The 14,243-nt window shown below is 73.5% G+C and carries 16 protein-coding genes; 5 read left to right on the forward strand and 11 right to left on the reverse strand.

Annotated elements, in window-relative coordinates; genetic code table 11:
* The first annotated feature begins 66 nt into the window (after window positions 1-66).
* Window positions 67-1,752, forward strand: a complete 1,686-nt coding sequence (locus BUE48_RS14260) for a CocE/NonD family hydrolase (protein WP_012853216.1) — start codon at window positions 67-69, stop codon at window positions 1,750-1,752.
* Between the two features lie 8 nt (window positions 1,753-1,760).
* On the opposite strand, the gene BUE48_RS14265 is transcribed toward BUE48_RS14260, so the two are convergent.
* Window positions 1,761-3,383 (reverse strand): alkaline phosphatase D family protein, encoded by a 1,623-nt coding sequence (locus BUE48_RS14265; protein ID WP_012853217.1) that lies wholly within the window; start codon window positions 3,381-3,383, stop codon window positions 1,761-1,763.
* A 179-nt stretch (window positions 3,384-3,562) separates the two neighbouring features.
* Here BUE48_RS14265 and BUE48_RS14270 point away from each other — a divergent pair, with 179 nt between their 5' ends.
* Window positions 3,563-3,829 carry a DUF1876 domain-containing protein gene (locus BUE48_RS14270; protein ID WP_012853218.1) on the forward strand — a complete coding sequence of 89 codons (267 nt, stop codon included), beginning with the start codon at window positions 3,563-3,565 and terminating at the stop codon, window positions 3,827-3,829.
* Window positions 3,830-3,868: 39 nt separating this feature from the next.
* On the opposite strand, the gene hisF is transcribed toward BUE48_RS14270, so the two are convergent.
* The 8 genes from hisF to hisD are packed head-to-tail and all read right to left on the reverse strand — an operon-like array spanning window position 3,869 to window position 9,588.
* On the reverse strand, window positions 3,869-4,639 hold the full coding sequence (gene hisF / locus BUE48_RS14275) for an imidazole glycerol phosphate synthase subunit HisF (protein WP_012853219.1): 771 nt from the start codon (window positions 4,637-4,639) through the stop codon (window positions 3,869-3,871).
* Window positions 4,636-5,034 (reverse strand): RidA family protein, encoded by a 399-nt coding sequence (locus BUE48_RS14280; RefSeq protein ID WP_012853220.1) that lies wholly within the window; start codon window positions 5,032-5,034, stop codon window positions 4,636-4,638. Before BUE48_RS14280 ends, hisF begins: the two co-directional genes overlap by 4 nt.
* A complete protein-coding gene (gene priA / locus BUE48_RS14285) occupies window positions 5,031-5,750 on the reverse strand; it encodes a bifunctional 1-(5-phosphoribosyl)-5-((5-phosphoribosylamino)methylideneamino)imidazole-4-carboxamide isomerase/phosphoribosylanthranilate isomerase PriA (protein ID WP_012853221.1) in 720 nt (239 codons plus the stop codon). The genes BUE48_RS14280 and priA overlap by 4 nt, the downstream gene beginning before the upstream one ends.
* 40 nt (window positions 5,751-5,790) lie before the next feature.
* A complete protein-coding gene (hisH, locus tag BUE48_RS14290; protein WP_012853222.1) occupies window positions 5,791-6,423 on the reverse strand; it encodes an imidazole glycerol phosphate synthase subunit HisH in 633 nt (210 codons plus the stop codon).
* The gene (locus tag BUE48_RS14295; protein ID WP_012853223.1) at window positions 6,420-6,590 is read right to left on the reverse strand and encodes a CG2302 family histidine operon protein; all 171 of its coding nucleotides are present in this window, start codon (window positions 6,588-6,590) and stop codon (window positions 6,420-6,422) included. The genes hisH and BUE48_RS14295 overlap by 4 nt, the downstream gene beginning before the upstream one ends.
* A gap of 3 nt (window positions 6,591-6,593) precedes the next feature.
* Window positions 6,594-7,187 (reverse strand): imidazoleglycerol-phosphate dehydratase HisB, encoded by a 594-nt coding sequence (gene hisB / locus BUE48_RS14300; RefSeq protein ID WP_012853224.1) that lies wholly within the window; start codon window positions 7,185-7,187, stop codon window positions 6,594-6,596.
* Window positions 7,184-8,284, reverse strand: coding sequence for a histidinol-phosphate transaminase (locus BUE48_RS14305; RefSeq protein ID WP_286990109.1), 1,101 nt, complete (start codon window positions 8,282-8,284; stop codon window positions 7,184-7,186). Before BUE48_RS14305 ends, hisB begins: the two co-directional genes overlap by 4 nt.
* Window positions 8,281-9,588, reverse strand: coding sequence for a histidinol dehydrogenase (hisD, locus tag BUE48_RS14310; protein WP_012853226.1), 1,308 nt, complete (start codon window positions 9,586-9,588; stop codon window positions 8,281-8,283). Before hisD ends, BUE48_RS14305 begins: the two co-directional genes overlap by 4 nt.
* A 105-nt stretch (window positions 9,589-9,693) precedes the next feature.
* On the opposite strand from hisD, the gene BUE48_RS14315 reads away from it, so the two are divergent.
* Entirely contained in the window at window positions 9,694-10,356 is a 663-nt protein-coding gene (locus BUE48_RS14315) for an LON peptidase substrate-binding domain-containing protein (RefSeq protein ID WP_012853227.1), read from the forward strand.
* Between the two features lie 71 nt (window positions 10,357-10,427).
* Window positions 10,428-10,922, forward strand: a complete 495-nt coding sequence (gene ybaK, locus BUE48_RS14320; RefSeq protein WP_012853228.1) for a Cys-tRNA(Pro) deacylase — start codon at window positions 10,428-10,430, stop codon at window positions 10,920-10,922.
* Here ybaK and BUE48_RS14325 read toward each other — a convergent pair.
* Window positions 10,806-11,411 carry a hypothetical protein gene (locus BUE48_RS14325; RefSeq protein ID WP_281054993.1) on the reverse strand — a complete coding sequence of 202 codons (606 nt, stop codon included), beginning with the start codon at window positions 11,409-11,411 and terminating at the stop codon, window positions 10,806-10,808. The genes ybaK and BUE48_RS14325 overlap by 117 nt on opposite strands.
* A gap of 103 nt (window positions 11,412-11,514) precedes the next feature.
* Complete coding sequence (locus tag BUE48_RS14330; protein WP_012853229.1) at window positions 11,515-12,846, reverse strand: UDP-glucose dehydrogenase family protein; 1,332 nt, start codon at window positions 12,844-12,846, stop codon at window positions 11,515-11,517.
* A 600-nt stretch (window positions 12,847-13,446) separates the two neighbouring features.
* Between BUE48_RS14330 and BUE48_RS14335 the strand changes: the two genes are divergently transcribed.
* Entirely contained in the window at window positions 13,447-14,208 is a 762-nt protein-coding gene (locus tag BUE48_RS14335; RefSeq protein WP_012853230.1) for a DUF6882 domain-containing protein, read from the forward strand.
* The last annotated feature ends 35 nt before the right edge of the window (window positions 14,209-14,243 follow it).

A 14,243-nucleotide genomic window follows, 5' to 3' on the forward strand; every position in this document is an offset into this window, starting at 1 on the left:
CCGCCGCCCCCTCGCTCCGGGCCGCCGTGGCGCCCCGGGCACACCGGGGCGCGCGAGGAGGACGCGATGCCTCTCATCGAGCGCCTGCCCGCTCCGGCCCGCCGGCTGCCGCTCCCCCGCGGCCGCTTCCGCTACACCGTGCAGCGCGACATCCCGGTACCGATGCCGGACGGGGTGACGCTGCTGGCCGACCGCTACGCCCCCGCCGGCGTGCCCGACGCGCCGACCATCTTGGTCCGCACCCCGTACGGGCGCCGCGGGCTGCCGGCCGTCCTGGCCGGGCTGCCGCTGGTCCCCTTCGGGTTCCAGCTCCTGGTGCAAAGCGTCCGCGGCACCTTCGGCTCCGGCGGGGAGTTCGACCCGCTGGGCAGCGAGCAGGCCGACGGGCTGGCCACCGTGCGCTGGATGCGCAGCCAGCCGTGGTTCACCGGGTCCTTCGCCACCTACGGCGCCAGCTACCTGGGGTATTCCTCCTGGGCGATCGCCGCCGAGGCCGGGCCGGAGCTCAAGGCCATCTCCGCGCAGGTCACCGCCTCCTCCTTCCGCGACGCCGCCTACGTGGGCGGCTCGTTCGCCCTGGAGACCGTGCTGACCTGGTCGGATCTGACCTTCCGGCAGGAACGGCCGCTGGGCATGGTCAACGGGGCGCTGCTGGCCAAACGGCGGGCCCGGCGGGCCGCGCGCAGCGGCCGGCCGCTGGCGGAGCTGGACGAGCTGGCCACCGGCGCGATGGTGCGCTTCTACCAGGACCTGCTGGCCAACGACGAGCCCGGCGCCGAGTACTGGCGCAGCCGCGACTTCACCGGCACCCTCGACCGGGTCACCGCCCCGGTGACGCTGCTGGGCGGCTGGTACGACATCTTCCTGCCCTGGCAGCTGAAGGACTACCTGGCGCTGCGCGCCGCCGGGCGGCGCCCCTACCTGACCATCGGCCCGTGGTGGCACTTCGACGCCCGGCACGGGATCGCGGCGCTGCGCGAGTCGCTGGCCTGGTTCCGCGCCCACCTGCGGGGCGACTTCTCCCGGGTGCGCGCCAACCCGGTGCGGGTGTACCTCACCGGGGCCGGGCAGTGGCGCGACTACCGCGACTGGCCGCCGCCGGGCATGCGGCCGGTCCGCTGGCACCTGCACCCCGGGGGCGGGCTCGGGGAGGACGGGCCGCAGCCGGGCGAGCCCAGCCGCTACCTGTTCGACCCCGCCGACCCGACCCCCTCGCTGGCCGGGCCGAGCGTGCTGGGCAGCTGCAAGCCGGTGGACCAGCGCCCGGTGGAAAAACGCGCCGATGTGCTGGTGTTCACCTCCGCGCCGCTGCGGGCGGACCTGGACGTCATCGGCCCGGTGGAGGCGGAGCTGTTCGTGCGCTCCGACCGCGAGCACACCGACTTCGTGGTGCGCTTGTGCGACGTCGCCCCCGACGGCACCTCGCTGAACCTGTGCGAGGGCGCACGGCGGCTGCGCCCGGGCGACCCGGCCCCCGGCCCCGACGGGGTCCGCCGGGTGCGGGTGGAGCTGTGGCCGGTCGGCCACCGCTTCCGCCGCGGCCACCGCGTCCGCGTGCACGTGGCCAGCGGGGCGTTCCCCGTCGTGGCCGTCAACCCCGGCACCGGCGAGCCGCTGGGCAGCGCCACCGCCCGCCTCGTCGCACGCCAGCAGGTGCTGCACGACCCGGACCACCCGTCGGCGATCCACCTGCCGGTGGTCGAGCGGGCCGCCGAGCACACCGTGTCCGACCCGGCGGCCGAGCAGGTCTGAAGCGGCCCTCAGCCGGCGATCAGCCGCTTGAGCGTGGGCGACCCGGAGGGCACCGCGAACGAGGCCAGGCGGCGGGAGGAGGCGTCGCGGCGGGTGCGGTCGGACAGCGCGAACCAGTCCATCCGCGCCCGCTCGGGGGTCAGGCCGATCACGCCGTAGCCGTGGGAGTCCAGCTCCGCCCAGCGCACGTGCCGGTTGGTCACCGCCAGCGCCCCCTCGGCCGCCAGCGACAGCGTGCGCGGTGGCACGCCCGCCAGATCGTCGATGTTGTCGCTGGTCACCGAGGGCACCACCATCTCGGTGGCGACCGCGGGGCTGCGCGGGTAGGTGGCCGCATCCAGCGGCACCTCATTGGCCCAGCAGGTGTGGATGTCGCCGGTCAAAAAGATCGTGTTGCCGATCCGGTTCCGGTGCAGGTGGCCCAGCAGCTGCTTGCGGTCGGCGGTGTAGCCGTCCCACTGGTCGGGGTTGATCGCAAACCCCCCGGCGGGGACGCCCAGCAGCCGCCCCAGCGGGCCCAGCAGCCGGGCGGGCACCGCCCCGACCGCCACCGGGCTGATCATCACCGAGTTGCCGATCAGCCGCCAGCGCACCTCGCCCTTGCTGGCCGACAGCCCCTCCTTCAGCCAGCGCATCTGCGCGGTGCCGGTGATGGTGCGGGCCGGGTCGTCCACCGCGATGCCGCGCTCTTGGCGGGACCGGTAGCCGCGCAGGTCCAGCAATGTCAGCTCGGCCAGCCGCCCGAACCGCAGCCGTCGGTAGATGGCGCCGCCCGGCTTCACCCGCACCGGCATCCACTCGAAGTAGGCCCGGCGGGAGGCGGCCAGGCGGGCCGCGTACGGGCCCTCGGTGGCCGGGTCGTGGTTCTGGGCGCCGCCCGCCCAGGCGTCGTTGGCGACCTCGTGGTCGTCCCAGACGATCATCCAGGGGAAGCGGGCGTGCAGCGCCTGCAGGTCCGGGTCGGTCTTGTAGAGGGCGTGCCGCATCCGGTAGTCGGCCAGGGTGAGGATCTCGTGCCGGGGCTCGTTGGGGCGCACCACGCGGCCGCCGGCGGCGAAGTCCCCGCTGGCGTACTCGTAGATGTAGTCGCCGAGGTGGACGATCCCGAACAGGTCGTCGCGCGCCGCCAGATGCCGGTAGGCGGCGAAGTGGCCGGCCTCCCAGTTGGCGCAGGAGACCACCCCGAGCTTCAGCGCCGGCACCCGGGCCGTCGCCGGCGGCGCGGTGCGAGTGCGGCCGACCGGGGAGGGGCTGCCGTCCAGCAGGAACCGGTAGTAGTAGACGGTCCCGGGGGCCAGGCCGCGCACGTCCACCTTGACCGTGTGGTCACGGTCAGGGCCGGTGCGGAAGGTCCCCCTGGCCACGATCTTGCGGAACGCGGCGTCCCGGGCCACCTGCCAGCCGACGTCCACCACCGGGCCGGCGCCGGAGCCGGGGAGGGAAGAGGCGGTGGGGGTCACCCGGGTCCAGATGATCACCGCGGTGGGCAGCGGGTCGCCGGAGGCCACGCCGTGCCGGAAGTAGCGGCTGGGCGCGGCATGCGCGCCGGAGGCCGCCAGGCCGAGCGAGGGGATCGCCAACGCGCCCGCCCCGCCGACCCGGAGAAAACCACGACGGTCAAGGAGGGTCATGGTTGGGAAAGTACTCACCCATGCCCTGACCAGAAAAGGGTTTCCTGCAATGGACACCGCCCGTTCACCCCTGGTACCGGCGGCCGGGTCCCCTCGTGCGCCGGGCGGGCGGCATGCAGCGGCGGAACGGGGGTAAACGCCCACCCATGGCGACAGGGGGACCCAGACCAGGAGGAGCCATGCACCAGGACAAGGATTGGCAGCTGACGGTGCACATCAGCGAGCAGGACCGCTACACGGAGGCGGAGGCGAAACTGTCCACGCCGAACGGGACGCTCACCGGGCGCGGCGTCGCGCGCCGCAACCCGCGCGACGCCGACGTGCCCAGCATCGGCGACGAACTGGCGGTATCACGGGCGCTGTCGGAGCTGTCGCACGGGCTGCTGGACGCCGCCGCCCGGGAGATCAGCCAGATCGAGCACCGCAAGGTGCGCCTGACCCACTAGGGAGGCCCGCAGGGCGCCGCCGGCCGGGCGCCCGCTTTTTCAGCGGACCGGGTGCCCGGCGCGGCGCAGCGCGTCCTTGACTTCGGAGATCTTCAGCTCGCCGAAGTGGAAGACGCTGGCGGCCAGCACCGCGTCGGCCCCGGCCTCCACCGCGGGGGCGAAGTGCTCCAGCGCGCCCGCTCCCCCGCTGGCGATCACCGGGACCGTCACCGCCGCGCGCACCTGCCGCAGCATCTCCAGGTCGAAGCCGTTCTTGGTGCCGTCGGCGTCCATGGAGTTCAGCAGGATCTCCCCCACCCCGAGCTCCTCGCCGCGGCGCACCCACTCGATGGCGTCGATGCCGGTGCCGCGCCGCCCGCCGTGCGTGGTGACCTCGAAACCGGAGGGGGTGCGCACGTCGCCGGTGACGCGGCGGGCGTCCACCGACAGCACGATGCACTGGGAGCCGAAGCGATGCGCGGCCTCGCGCAGGAACTCCGGACGGGCGATGGCCGCGGTGTTGATGGAGACCTTGTCGGCGCCGGCGCGCAGCAGCCGGTCCACGTCCTCGACGGTGCGCACCCCGCCGCCCACCGTCAGCGGGATGAACACCTCCTCGGCGGTGCGCCGCACCACCTCATAGGTGGTGGAGCGGTCGGCGCTGGAGGCGGTGATGTCCAGGAAGGTCAGCTCGTCGGCGCCCTCGGCGTCATAGCGCCGGGCCAGCTCCACCGGGTCGCCGGCGTCCCGCAGGTTGCGGAAGTTGACGCCCTTGACCACCCGCCCGGCGTCCACGTCCAGGCAGGGGATCACCCGTACCGCCACGCTCATCGTCCCACCCCCGCCCGGTAGGCGTCGGCCTCGATCTCCACCAGCATCGCCGGGTCGATCAGCCCGGCCACCTCCACCATCGTCGTCGCGGGCCTGACCTCGCCGAAGACCTCGCCGTGGGCGCGGCCGTACTCGCGCCAGCGGGCGATGTCGGTGACGTAGATGCGGGTGCGCACCACGTCGGCCGCCGAGCAGCCGAAGCGCTCCAGCGCCCGCAGCACGTTGGCCAGGCACTGGCGGGTCTGGGCGTAGGCGTCGCCTTCGTGCACCACTCTGCCGTCGGCCGGGTCCACCGGGGCGCATCCGCTCACGTGCACGTGGTCACCGGCGGCGACGGCCCGGCTGTAGCCGACGATCCCCTCCCAGGGGGCGCCCGAGCCGACCCGGCGGATCACTTCACCGCCTCCAGGGCCTCCTGCAGGGTGAACGCCCCGGCGTACAGGGCCTTGCCGATGATGACGCCCTCCACGCCGTCGCCCTCCAGCGCGGTCAGGGCGCGCAGGTCCTCCAGGGACGACACGCCGCCGGAGGCGACCACCGGCTTGCCGGTGCGGGCGCACACCTGGCGCAGCAGCTCCAGGTTGGGGCCGCGCAGCGTGCCGTCCTTGGTGACGTCGGTGACCACATAGCGGGGGCAGCCGTCGGCCTCCAGCCGTTCCAGCACCTCCCACAGGTCGCCGCCCTCGCGCGTCCAGCCGCGCACCGCCACCGTGGTGCCGCGCACATCCAGGCCGACCGCGATCTTCTCGCCGTGCTCGGCGATGATCTTGCGGCACCACTCGGGCTTCTCCAGCGCGGCGGTGCCGATGTTGACCCGGGCGCAGCCGGTGGCCAGCGCCGCCTCCAGGGAGGCGTCGTCGCGGATCCCGCCGGACAGCTCGACCTTCACATCCAGCCGGCCGATCACCTCGGCCAGCAGCTCCCGGTTGGAGCCCCGGCCGAACGCCGCGTCCAGGTCCACCATGTGGATCCACTCCGCTCCGGCCGCCTGCCAGGCCAGCGCCGCATCCAGCGGAGCCCCATAGGAGGTCTCGGTGCCGGCCTCGCCCTGCACCAGCCGGACGGCCTGGCCGCCGGAGACGTCGACGGCGGGAAGGAGCGTCAAAGTCATCGCAAAACCTCATCCATCGCCGCGGGGCGGCGCGATCCTCTTAAAGCGTGGACAGCCAGTTGCGCAGCAGCTGGGCGCCGGCGTCGCCGGACTTTTCGGGGTGGAACTGGGTGGCGCACAGGGCGCCGTTCTCCACCGCGGCCACGAACGGTTCGCCGTGCTCGGCCCAGGTGACCAGCGGCGGGGTCAGCCGGCTGCCGGCCGGCATCTCCCAGCGGCGCACCGCATAAGAATGCACGAAGTAAAAGCGGGTGTCGGCGTCCAGGCCGCGGAACAGCACCGACCCCTCAGGGGCCCGGACGGTGTTCCAGCCCATGTGGGGCAGGACGGGGGCGTGCAGCCGTTCCACCGTGCCGGGCCATTCGGCACAGCCTTCGGTGGTGACGCCGTGCTCGACGCCCTTTTCGAACAGGATCTGCATGCCCACGCAGATGCCCAGCACCGGGCGGCCGCCGGCCAGGCGGCGGCCGATGAGCTGCCGGCCGCGGATGGCGTTCAGCCCCTGCATGCAGGCGGCGAACGCGCCGACGCCGGGGACGACCAGGCCGTCGGCCTCCAGCGCCGTCTCATAGTCGGAGGTGACGGTCACCTGCGCGCCGGCGCGGGCCACCGCCCGCTCGGCCGAGCGCAGGTTGCCCGACCCGTAGTCCAAGACGACCACCGAAGGTTTCACAGCCACAACACTCCCGCCACGAAGGCCATCACGGTCAGCACGGCCAGCAGCACCGCCCCGCCCTTGATGCCCTGCCTGATGAAGCTGATCACGCCCATCAGCAGGAAGACGGCCAGGCCGAACAGCGCCACATTGAGGTAGGTGAAGTGCAGGCCGCCGATCTCCATGCCTTACAAGGCCCCCTTGGTCGAGGGCACGCCCTGCACCCGGGGGTCGAAGGCGACGGCGTCGCGCAGCGCCCGGGCCAGCGCCTTGAACTGGGCCTCCACGATGTGGTGGGCGTTGCGGCCGTAGGGGACGTGCACGTGCAGCGCGATGCGGGCGTTGGCCACGAACGACTCCAGGATGTGCCGGGTCATCGTGGTGTCGTAGTCGGGCCCGATCATCGGGGCCATGCCCTCCGGTTCGGTGTGCACCAGGTAGGGCCGGCCGGCGATGTCCACGGTGACCTGGGCCAGCGCCTCATCCAGCGGCACCGCGGCGTGGGCGAAGCGGCGGATGCCGCTTTTGTCGCCCACGGCCTGGGCGAAGGCCTGGCCGAGCGCGATCGCGGTGTCCTCGATGGTGTGGTGGCTGTCGATGTGCAGGTCGCCGGTGGTCTTGACGGTCAGGTCGAACGAGCCGTGCTTGCCGAGCTGGGCGAGCATGTGGTCGAAGAAGCCCACCCCGGTCGCCACGTCCACCCGCCCGGTGCCGTCCAGGTCGATCTCGACGGCCACGGTGGTCTCCTTGGTGGCGCGCTCGATGCGCCCGGTGCGGCTCACTGGATCTCCTTCAATGCGGTGGTCAGCGCGGATCGGAAGGCGGCCATCTCGGCGGGGGTTCCGACGGTGACCCGCAGCCACTGCGGCGGCCCCACCTCGCGGATCAGCACGCCCTGGTCCAGCATGGCCTGCCACACCCGGCGGCGGTCGGGGAATGTGCCGAACAACACGAAGTTGGCGTCGGAGTCGGCCACCCGCAGGCCCTGGCCGCGCAGCCAGCCGACGATCAGGTCCCGTTCGGTGCGCAGCTGCGCCACCGAGCCGAGCAGCTCATCGGCGTGGGCCAGCGCGGTGCGGGCCGCCGCCTGGGTGATCGACGACAGATGGTAGGGCAACCGGACCAGCAGCAGCGCCTCGATCACCGCCGGGTGGGCGGCCAGGTAGCCCAGCCGCACGCCCGCCATGGCGAACGCCTTGGACATGGTGCGGGTGACGATGAGGCGCGGGTGCTCGGCCAGCAGTTCCAGCGCCGAGAGGGTGTCTTCGCGGCGGAACTCCGCGTAGGCCTCGTCCACCACCACCATGCCGGGCGCGGCGGCGGCGATCGCCTCGATGACCTCCAGCGGCAGCGAGGTGCCGGTGGGGTTGTTGGGCGAGGTGAGGAACACCACGTCGGGGCGGTGCTCGTCGATCGCGGCCAGGGCGCGGTCGACGTCCAGGCCGAAGTCCTCGTCGCGGTGGGCGTTGATCCAGCGCGTCCCGGTGACGTGCGTGATGATCGGGTGCATCGAGTACGACGGCTCAAAGCCCAGCGCGCACCGGCCGGGGCCGCCGAAGGCCTGCAGGATCTGCTGGATGATCTCGTTGGAGCCGTTGGCCGCCCACACCCGCTCGGCGGTCAGCTCCGCGCCGGGGGTGTCGTGGTTGAGGAAGTCGGCCAGCTCGGCGCGCAGCGCCAGCGCGTCGCGGTCGGGGTAGCGGTTGAGCGAGGCGGCGGCGTCGGCGACCGCCTTCGCCAGCGCCTCGACCAGTCGCTCCGAGGGCGGGTAGGGGTTTTCGTTGGTGTTCAGCCGGACCGGCACGTCCAGTTGGGGGGCACCATAAGGCTCCCGCCCGCGCAGGTCCTCGCGCAGCGGGAGGTCGTCGAGGGATGTCACGTGGGGATCTCCCAGTTGAAGCGGGCCTTCATCGCGGCTCCGTGGGCGGGCAGGTCCTCGGCCTCGGCCAGCGCCACCACCCGGGCGGTGGCCTCGGCCAGCGCGGCGCGGTCGTACTCGACCACATGGACGCCGCGCAGGAAGGACTGCACCGACAGCCCCGACGAATGGCAGGCGCACCCTCCGGTGGGCAGCACGTGGTTGGACCCGGCCAGGTAGTCGCCCAGCGACACCGGCGAGTGCGGGCCGATGAAGATCGCCCCGGCGTTGCGGACCCGCTCGGCCACCTGCCGGGCGTTCGCGGTCTGGATCTCCAGGTGCTCGGCGGCATAGGCGTTGACCACCGCCAGCCCGGCCTCGATGTCGTCGACCAGCACGATGCCGGACTGCCGGCCGGCCAGCGCCTGGGTGATGCGCTCGGTGTGCTTGGTGCGGGCGACCTGCTCGGCCAGCTCCCGCTCCACCCGCTCGGCCAGCTCCTCGCTGTCGGTGACCAGCACCGCGGCGGCCAGCGTGTCGTGCTCGGCCTGGCTGATCAGGTCGGCGGCCACGTGCACCGGGTCGGCACTGGCGTCGGCGAGGATGGCGATCTCGGTGGGGCCGGCCTCGGAGTCGATGCCGACCACGCCCCGCAGGTGGCGTTTGGCGGCGGCCACCCAGATGTTGCCCGGGCCGGTGACCAGGTTGACCGGGCGGCACTCGTCGGTGCCGTAGGCCAGCATCGCGATGGACTGGGCGCCGCCGGCGGCGTAGACCTCCTCCACGCCCAGCAGGGCGCAGGCGGCCAGGATCGCCGGGTGCGGCAGGCCGCCGAACTCCTGCTGCGGCGGGGAGGTGACGGCCAGCGAGCCGACCCCGGCCTCCTGGGCGGGGACGACGTTCATCACCACGCTGGAGGGGTAGACGGCCCGGCCGCCCGGCACATACAGCCCGACCCGCTCCACCGGGATCCACCGCTCGGTGACGGTGCCGCCGGGCACCACCTGGGTGGTGACGTCGGTGCGGCGCTGGTCGCGGTGCACCAGGCGGGCGCGGCGGATGGACTCCTCCAGCGCGTCCCGCACGGCCGGGTCCAGCCCGGCCAGCGCCCGCTCCAGCGCCGCGGCGGGCACCCGCAGGCTCTCCAGCTCCACCCCGTCGAACTTCTTGGTGTACTCCCGGACCGCCGCCGCGCCGCGATGGCGCACGTCCTCGCAGATGGGCCGCACCCGCTCCAGGGCGGCCTCGACGTCCAGTTCGGCACGCGGCAGCACGGAGCGCAGGTCGCCGGGCAGCGAACCGCGCAGGTCGATTCGGGAGATCACCGCTCCAGTCTACGAAGGCGCGCGCCCTGATCGGTGCCGGGGCGTGCTTCATCATTTGAGAAAGCCCCGGCCGCCATGATCGTTACCAGCGCGTAGGCTGACGGTGTGACCGCACGGCTGCCGCTGTTCCCGTTGGGCACGGTGCTCTTTCCGGGACTGGTGCTACCCCTGCACATCTTCGAGGAGCGTTACCGGCTGCTGATCCGCGAGCTGCTGGAGGAGCCGCGGCCGCGCCGCTTCGGCGTCGTCGGCATCGAACTGGGCCATGAGGTCGGCGACGGCGCGGCGCGGCGGCTGGCCCCGGTCGGCTGCACCGCCGAGATCCGCGTCGTCAACCCCCACGACGACGGCCGGTTCGACGTGGTGACGGTGGGCGGCGAGCGATTCCGGCTGCTGCAGGTGGACGACTCGCGGCCCTATCTGAGCGGCGAGGTGGAGTTCCTGCCCGAGGAGGCGGGCACGGAGCCCGATGCGGCCGCCGGGCGCGTGGGCCGGCTGTTTCGGCTTTACCGGCTGCGGCTGGAGGCGGCGGGCGCGCCGGCCGGCGACCCCGTGGAGCTGCCCGACGACCCGGTGCGGCTGTCCTACCTGATCGCCGGGGCCATGGTGCTGGACCAGCGCGACAAGCAGCGCCTGCTGGAGGCCGCCGACGCCACGCAGCGGCTGTGGGCCGAGCACGAGCTGCTGCGGCGGGAGATCCGGCTGCTGGACGCGCTGCCGACGGTGCCGGCCGGGCGGCTCATCGAGGGCGCCGTCCACCCCAACTGACTCCCGCCGCGGGCGGAGCGCCGGCGAAATATCAAGGTGCGGGAAGCGATCGCGGACGGCACACTGCCCCTATGGGCGCTCGAAAGAAGGGCGGTGGGCAGACGCCCGCCACGGTGGCCGCCGCCAAGGCCGGGGTCGCCTTCACCCTGCACCCGTATGAGGTGGAGCACGGCGTCGACGACTACGGGGCGAAGGTCGCCGACGCGCTGGGGGTGGCGCGGGAACGGCTGTTCAAAACGCTGATCGCCGTGGTGGACGAGGAGCCGACGGTCGGGATGGTGCCGGTCTGCGGCGCCTTGGACCTCAAGGCGCTGGCCGCCGCGACGGGCGGCAAACGGGCCCGCATGGCCGAAGCGGAGACGGCCGAACGGCTCACCGGCTATGTGGTGGGCGGGATCAGCCCGCTGGGCCAGCGCCGCCGGCTGCCGGCCGTGCTGGATGAGTCGGCCTCAGGGTTCGACACGATCTTTGTCTCCGCCGGGCGGCGCGGCCTGCAGATCGAGCTGGCCCCCGCCGACCTGGTCCGCCTCACCGGCGCCGCGCTGGCCCCCATCGCGCGTCGCTAGGCGGGCCAGCGCCGCCTCCAGCACCGCATAGGCCGCCACCGCCAGCAGCGGCCAGCACACCACCACCCCGGTGGCGTGCAGGTCGGGCGGGCTCTCCACGGGCCCGCCGGCGGCGGCCCGCACCGCCCGTTCGAACTCGGCCAGCCCCACCTGGTGCCCGCTCCACCAGGCCAGCAGCGCGGCCGCCACTCCCCCGCTGCCCAGGCCCAGCAGCAGCGGGATGTCGTTGCCGCGGCCGCCGGCCAGATAGGCCAGCGTCCCGCAGGCCAGCCCGGCGGCCCCGGTGATCAGCGCGAACCAGCCGTCCCCGGCGATCAGCGCCTGGGTCTCCGGGTCGGCCAGCACCGGCCGTCCCTCCAGCACCAGGTACCGCACCGGGGGCGCGACCGCCGCCCACAGCAGCCCCGCCGGCGGACCCAAAAGCGCCAGCGTCGCCGTGGTGACCGCCCAGGTCAGCAGCGATCGCACATCCGGTCGGCCCACTGGCATGCCCCCTGCCCCGCGCACCCGCGTCTCGTCCTGCGAAAAAGCCTAGTGCGCGACGGCGGGGTGATCGGCAATGCGCACAGCGCGCCGCCGCCGGGCGGCGGCCTCAGCAGCGGCCGAGCGCCCGGTACTCCCAGCCGGCGGCGCGCCAGGCCTCGGCGTCCAGGGCGTGCCGGCCGTCCACGATGCGGCGGTGGGCGACCACCTCCCCCATGGCGTACGGGTCGATCTGGCGGAACTCGGCCCACTCGGTCAGCAGCACCACCACGTCGGCGTCCTGCGCCACGTCCATCGCGCTGGTGCCGTAGCGCAGCTCCGGGTAGGCGCGGCGGGCGTTGTCGAGCGCGGCCGGGTCGTAGACCCGCACGTAGGCGCCCAGGCCGTGCATGGTGCGCGCCACGTCCAGGGCGGGGGCGTCGCGGATGTCGTCGGAGTTGGGCTTGAAGGCCGCGCCCAGGCAGGCGATCCGCTTGCCGTCCAGCCGCCCGCCCAGCAGCTCGCGCACCAGGTCCACGGTGCGGGAGCGGCGGCGCCGGTTGATGGCGTCCACCTCGCGCAGGAACGCCACCGCCTGGCCCACCCCGATCTCCTCGGCGCGGTGCGCGAACGCCCGGATGTCCTTGGGCAGGCAGCCGCCGCCGAAACCCAGCCCCGGCTGCAGGAACTTGCCGCCGATCCGGTCGTCGTAGGCCAGCGCGGTGGCCAGGTCCCGCACGTCGGCGCCGGTGGCCTCGCAGACCTCGGCCATGGCGTTGATGTAGGAGATCTTGGTGGCCAGGAACGAGTTGGCGGCGACCTTGACCAGCTCGGCGGTGGCCAGGTCGGTGACCACCACCGGGGTGCCGGCATCGATGATCGGCCGGAAGGCGGCGGTCAGCCGTTCCCTGGCCCACTCGGAGGCCACCCCGAAGACCAGCCGGTTGGGGTGCAGCGTGTCGTCGACCGCATAGCCCTCGCGCAGGAACTCGGGGTTCCAGGCCAGCTCCACCTCCTCCCCGGCCGGGGCCAGCTCGCGGATGGTGTGGGTGAGGCGGGCGGCGGTGCCCACCGGCACCGTCGACTTGCCGACCACCAGGGCCTTGCGGGTCAGGTGGGGGGCCAGCGAGGTGACCGCGGCGTCGACGTAGCTGACATCGCAGGCGTCCGAGCCCGGCATCTGGGGGGTGCCCACGCAGATGAAGTGCACGTCGCCGAACTCGGCGACTTCCTCATAGGAGGTGGTGAAACGGAGCCTGCCCGACTCCAGCGTCTTGGTCAGCAGCTCCGGCAGCCCCGGCTCGAAGAAGGGCACCTGCCCGGAGGCCAGTTTCTCGATCTTGGCGGCGTCCACGTCGACGCCCATCACCTCATAGCCCAGCGAGGCCATGCAGACCGCATGGGTGGCGCCGAGGTAACCGGTGCCGATCACGGTGAGACGCGGGGACTCGTCCGTGTTCAATCTCACTCTCCCTCATGTGTCACGGTGCGAGCCGCGGCACCCGGAAGCCGCGGGCTGCGCGGGAAGTCGATGTACCGCCCCCTCGTCGGTGTGCCTGCCGGCAGTGGCCCGGGCCGCCGCGGCGATCGGCGGGCCCGCCGACAGTCCCAGGCCGGTCTCGTCGGTCACGTCGCTCGGTTCCCATCGAGTACCCGCGCTGGTGCATTCATCCTGCCTTGTCCCGGGCGCCGGTTCATCCGGAACCCGGGCATATCTCTCTCCTCGAGGGAACCGCGAACCGCCCGTCCCGCGCAGGCCGGCGCCGGCGCGTCGCTCATCCGCCCGACGGGCCGTGGCCGCACCTTCGGGCACAGGGTGGCACTGTTGCAAGCCGCCTCGGGCGCGTCGTCGTCTCACCCGCGGGTCGCTCACGCCGCTCCTTGCGCGAATCCTTGCGCGAACCGCCGTCATCGCGGCGTCCGCCCGGACACTCCCATACGCTCCCGGTACGGCCCTGGGCCGGCGTGCGCGCCAGAGCCGTCCCGGCCGGGGAAACCCGCCCGCCGCACCCCTCCGACGAGGCGGAAACCCGCGGCACCACCTGAGATACTCTTGCCCAAGATGTCTACTGCCACCCCGTCGCAGGCCGGGTTCAGCCCCGCCTTCCAGCGTCTCGGCGCGGCACTGGCCGCGGTCGTCCTGCAGCAGCAGGAGACCCTCGCGGAGTTCCTGCCGCGGGAGGACTGGAAAGCCGACCTGACCGCCCGCACCTACTCCAGCGGCGGCGTGACGGTGCGGGTCTCGCTGCTGGGCAGCTATGCGGTGCGCGAGCAGACCTGGCTGTGGGGGTGGGCCAACCCGCAGTTCGGCGAGGAGCACCCCGCGGTGGTGCCGACGCTGGTGGTGCGCGAGATCGGGCAGCGGCTCGGCGTTCCCGAACTGGTCACCCCCGAGGTGGACCTGGCCTGGTATGACGGGCCGGCCGGGCACGGCGGCGAGCTGATCGCGGTGGTGGCCGGCGGGATCCTGGGCGGGGGCGGATACATCGGCGCCGGCTACGACGGGGGCTCGGCCTACCTGCACGTCGACGACCCGCAGGCGCCGCGCGCCTCCTGGGACCCGATCCCGGTGCCGCGGCTGGTCGCCAACGCCGCCGGGCTGTTCCCCCACGACTCCCGGCTGACGCTGGCCAGGCTGCTCAGCCACCACCGGGTGCCCTACCGGCAGACCCCCACCACGATCGAGGCGCTGCTGCCCGGGGGCGGTTCGGCGCTGGCCCGCTTCGACCGGCAGGGCCGGCTCACCGAGTGGAACTCCCACATCCCGGCCTCGTCGGCCGGCGCGGAGACGGGCGGGGAGGGCGCGGCCGGCCGCGCCTGGTGAGGCGGACGCCGCAGGGCGAACCGGCGCCCTTGACG

This window comes from Thermomonospora sp. CIF 1 (assembly GCF_001896795.1).
Lineage (GTDB): Bacteria > Actinomycetota > Actinomycetes > Streptosporangiales > Streptosporangiaceae > Thermomonospora > Thermomonospora curvata.

What these genes read in the sequence shown, in the direction of transcription:
- BUE48_RS14270 (WP_012853218.1), top strand. Translation starts at nt 3,563, where the DNA reads ATGCACCAGGACAAGGATTGGCAGCTGACGGTGCACATCAGCGAGCAG.
- BUE48_RS14295 (WP_012853223.1), bottom strand. Translation starts at nt 6,590, where the DNA reads ATGGAGATCGGCGGCCTGCACTTCACCTACCTCAATGTGGCGCTGTTC.
- priA (WP_012853221.1), bottom strand. Translation starts at nt 5,750, where the DNA reads ATGACTTTGACGCTCCTTCCCGCCGTCGACGTCTCCGGCGGCCAGGCC.
- BUE48_RS14260 (WP_012853216.1), top strand. Translation starts at nt 67, where the DNA reads ATGCCTCTCATCGAGCGCCTGCCCGCTCCGGCCCGCCGGCTGCCGCTC.
- BUE48_RS14335 (WP_012853230.1), top strand. Translation starts at nt 13,447, where the DNA reads ATGTCTACTGCCACCCCGTCGCAGGCCGGGTTCAGCCCCGCCTTCCAG.
- BUE48_RS14325 (WP_281054993.1), bottom strand. Translation starts at nt 11,411, where the DNA reads ATGCCAGTGGGCCGACCGGATGTGCGATCGCTGCTGACCTGGGCGGTC.
- ybaK (WP_012853228.1), top strand. Translation starts at nt 10,428, where the DNA reads ATGGGCGCTCGAAAGAAGGGCGGTGGGCAGACGCCCGCCACGGTGGCC.
- BUE48_RS14265 (WP_012853217.1), bottom strand. Translation starts at nt 3,383, where the DNA reads ATGACCCTCCTTGACCGTCGTGGTTTTCTCCGGGTCGGCGGGGCGGGC.
- hisF (WP_012853219.1), bottom strand. Translation starts at nt 4,639, where the DNA reads ATGAGCGTGGCGGTACGGGTGATCCCCTGCCTGGACGTGGACGCCGGG.